Raw genomic sequence first — 3,930 nt, forward strand, 5'->3', positions numbered from 1 at the left:
TGCCATCCTCGATGACCACGCGCTTGTAGACGCCGCGCCCGGCGTCGCGGAACACGATGTCCTCGCAGCCTTCACCGCCCGAGAACTTGCCGGCCGAGAACACGTCCACGCCCGAGACCTTGAGCCGAGTGGACAGGACGGAGCCTTCATAGGCCCCTTCCCCGTCGGTCATGGACTCGGCCAGCGCGCGGCACATGTCCCAGATGGGGGCGACCAGGCCGTAGCAGTTGCCCCGATGCTCGGCGCATTCGCCCACCGCGAACACCGCCGGGTCGGAGGTGCGCATGGCGTCATCGACGACCACGCCGCGATTGACGTTCAGGCCGGCCGTCCTGGCCAGACTGGCGTTGGGCTTGATGCCCACGGCCATGACCAGCAGATCGCACGGCAGGGTGCGGCCGTCCTTCAGCTTCAGGCCGGTGACCTGGCCGTTCTCGCCGACGATCTCCTCGGAATGGGCGCCCATCACCGTCTCGACGCCGCGCTCCAGCAAGGCCTCGCGCAGCAGGAAGCCGGCGCTCTCGTCCAGCTGACGCTCCATCAGCACGTCCATCAGGTGGACGACGGTGGCGGCCATGCCGCGCCGAGCCAGGCCGTAGGCGGCTTCCAGGCCCAGCAGGCCGCCGCCGATGACCACGGCGCGGGCTCCAGGCTTGCCCGAGGCCGCGACCATGGCCTCGACGTCGTCCAGGTCGCGGAAGGTGACCACGCCCGCAAGATCGATGCCCGGCAGCGGCAGGCGGAACGGATCGGACCCCGTGGCCAGGATCAGCTTGTCATAGGGAACTTCAAGCCCGCCCTCGGCCACCACCTTGCGGCCTTCCAGGTCGACCGCCGTGACGGCGCGACCGGCGTGCAGGGTGATGGCGTTGCCCGAGTACCAGGCCTCGTCGTTGATCACGATGTCGGCGAAGGACTTCTCCCCCGCCAGCACCGGCGACAGCATGATGCGGTTGTAGTTCACCCGCGGCTCGGTCCCGAAGATCGCGATCTCGTAGCGGTCGGGATCGCGCTTGAGGACTTCCTCGACCGCCCGGCAACCGGCCATGCCGTTGCCGATGACGACCAGCTTTTCCTTGGTCATGGTTTTGCTCACTGGAAGAGGAAGATCAGACGCGGCCATTCAGACGCGGATCGTACGGGTGTCGGAGCCGTGCAGGGTCGGCCAGACCGCGCGCCAGCGGGCCTTCAGGCCGTGCAGGGCGACCAGGGCGAACACCGCCAGGGCCGCGAAGCCGAGGAAGCCGATCTGGTAGGAGCCGGTCATCTTCTTGGCCATGCCCAGGCTGGAGGCCAGGTAGAAGCCGCCGATCCCGCCGGTCATGCCGATCAGGCCGGTCATGACGCCGATCTCCTTGCGGAACCGCTGGGGGGCCAGTTGGAACACCGCGCCGTTGCCGGCGCCCAGGGCCAGCATCGAGAACATCAGCACCGCCAAGGCGACCCAGGCCGAGGGCATCTGGAAGCTGGCCGTGGCCAGGCCCAGGGCGGCCAGGGCGAAGACGACGGTCAGGGTCCGCACCCCGCCGAAGCGGTCGGCCAGGGCCCCGCCGACCGGCCGGATGAACGATCCGGCGAACACGCAGGCGGCGGTGAAGAAGCCGGCGATCACCGGGGTCAGGCCGTACTCGGAGTTGAAGTAGATGGTCAGGGACGAGGCCAGGCCGACGAAGCCGCCGAAGGTGACGGCGTACAGCAGCATCAGCCACCAGGCGTCCGGAACCTTCAGGACGTCCATGTACTCGGCCAGCTTCTTCGGGGCCGGCTGTTCGGGAGCGTCCTTGGCCAGCAGCATGTAGACGACGAAGGCGAAGACCAGCGGAATGGCGGCCAGGCCGATCACGTTCTGCCAGCCGAAGGTCTTGGCCAGGATCGGCGCGAACAGGGCGGCCAAGGCGGTGCCGGAGTTGCCGGCGCCGGCGATGCCCAGGGCCAGGCCCTGATGCTCCTGCGGATACCAGCGCGAGGCCAGCGGCAGGGCGACGGCGAACGAGGCGCCGGCCACGCCCAGCACCAGGCCCAGGGCCAGCACCTGATGGTAGCTGTGGATGCCCAGGAACCAGGCCAGGGTCAGGCCCGCCAGCACGATCAATTGGCTGATCATGCCGGTCTTCTTGGGGCCGATGCGGTCGACCAGAACGCCGTTGACCAGGCGCAGCACCGCGCCGGCCAGGACGGGGATAGCGACCATCAGGCCCTTCTGGGCGGGGTCGAGGTGAAAGTCCTTGGCGATGGCCACGCCCAGCGGGCCGAGGATCACCCAGACCATGAAGCTGAGGTCGAAATACAGGAACGCGGCGAACAGGGTCGGCGTGTGGCCGGCCTTCAGGAAATCACGGGAGAGCATGATTGGCCTCGGATGTTGCGTGTCTGCGAGAGCGAGGCGCTGATCGCGCCCCGGGCGGGTGACCGCATCCGAGCGGTCGTCTCTGGCAGCCACGAACTTCGTTGTCCGGAGGCCTGACGCTAGTGAGGGATCAGACGGCGGCCGGTGTCACGCACCATGCTGCGTTGCGGCGCGATCCGGGGCGTCTCCGCGCAGTTGCTCAGCAGACAGGCAGGGGCGCTGCTCGAAGCATGAGCAGAATGCAGGGAGTTTCGATGGCTGGGACGGATGTGACCCCAACGTTTGACGCGGCCGACACCCCAACGCCCGTCACCCTCGGACTTGTTCTGAGGACCCCTTATTCAGCCGCGAAGAAGGCTGGTCCGTGAAGCGGTGAGGTAGCGGCATAGTCCCAGCCGACAACTCGGCGGCTCAAGGGATCCTCGAAACAAGTCCGGGGATGACGGACGTAGGGGGATGCACGACAAGGTCCCGCTCCCGCCCCTTAGGACGCCCGCCCCACCGCGAACGACGCCGCATAGCCCCGCGCATCGGCTGGATCGAACGGCGCGCCGTCGAACAGGGCCGAGGCTGCGGGCGCGGCGTCGGCGAACACCTGGGCCGGGTCCAGCACCGGTCCCAGCGACAGCGCCGCCTCCCGGAAAAGGTCCGGCCGATAGACGCGGTCGGCGACGACCGCCAGATCGAGGTCCGGCCCCACCTGCCCCCAACGCACCATCTGCGACAGGAACCACAGGGCGTGCTCGCGGCGCGGCAGGCCGGCGGCGTCGCGATGGAAGACGATCTCGGACTTCAGGGCGCGAGCCACGACCTCGGGCTCGACGCCCACATGGTCGGGACGCGACAGCAGGGCCACCAGCTCGGCGTGGTTCCCCGGCGCGTCGGCCCAGGCCGAGGCGCGGATCAGGGCGCGCAGGGCCGCCCGAAGCTCGTCGCCGTGGCGCTCGGCCCAGGCGGCGGTGACGCCGAACACCTTGTCCGGCCCGCCCGGCCAGAACTGCGAAGCCTTGATCAGCACCTCGCCCAGGCCCTCGTCGACGGCGACGGCGTTCCAGGGCGCGCCGACGCAGAAGCCGTCGATCTCGCCCGAGCGCAGGTGCTCGACCATGCGCGGCGGCGGGGTGACCACCAGGCGCACGTCGCGGTCGGGATCGATCCCCGCCTGGCCCAGCCAGTAGCGCAGGAAGTAGTTGTGCATCGAATGCGGGAAGACCACGGCGAAGGTCAGCAGCGGCGCGCCCTGCCCGCGCCGGCGCTCGACGACGCCCGCCAGGGCCTGGGCCGTCACCAGCGGCGCATCCAGCGCGACCGGATCGATCTCGCGCATCGCCGCCGCCAGCTTGGCCCCGACGGTGATCGCGCTGCCGTTCTGGTTCAGGGCCAGGGGCGCCAGCAGCCCCTCGCCGGCCAGGGCCATGGGCGCCAGCATGTGGGCGCCGTCCAGCGCGCCCACCGAAACCTTGTCGCGGATCGTCGCCCACGAGGCCTCGCGGCTCAGGGCGACCTCCAGCCCCTCCTCGGCGAAGAAGCCTTGCGCCTTGGCCACGATCAGAGGCGCGCAGTCGGTCAGCGGGATGAAGCCC

The 3,930-nt window shown here is 69.6% G+C and carries 3 protein-coding genes; all 3 read right to left on the reverse strand.

Annotated features, from left to right (window positions below; genetic code table 11):
• Positions 1-1,084, reverse strand: a 1,084-nt coding sequence (locus tag AC1DZ6_RS20885) for an NAD(P)/FAD-dependent oxidoreductase (protein ID WP_477099052.1), incomplete at its 3' end; no start/stop codon positions are given.
• Between the two features lie 39 nt (positions 1,085-1,123).
• The gene (locus AC1DZ6_RS20890; protein ID WP_477099053.1) at positions 1,124-2,347 is read right to left on the reverse strand and encodes a nitrate/nitrite transporter; all 1,224 of its coding nucleotides are present in this window, start codon (positions 2,345-2,347) and stop codon (positions 1,124-1,126) included.
• A 484-nt stretch (positions 2,348-2,831) separates the two neighbouring features.
• A partial coding sequence (locus AC1DZ6_RS20895) for a CmpA/NrtA family ABC transporter substrate-binding protein (RefSeq protein ID WP_477099054.1) occupies positions 2,832-3,930 on the reverse strand: 1,099 nt, incomplete at its 5' end.

This window comes from Caulobacter sp. P1_B12_2, from assembly GCF_056406675.1.

What these genes read in the sequence shown, in the direction of transcription:
- AC1DZ6_RS20890 (WP_477099053.1), bottom strand. Translation starts at nt 2,347, where the DNA reads ATGCTCTCCCGTGATTTCCTGAAGGCCGGCCACACGCCGACCCTGTTC.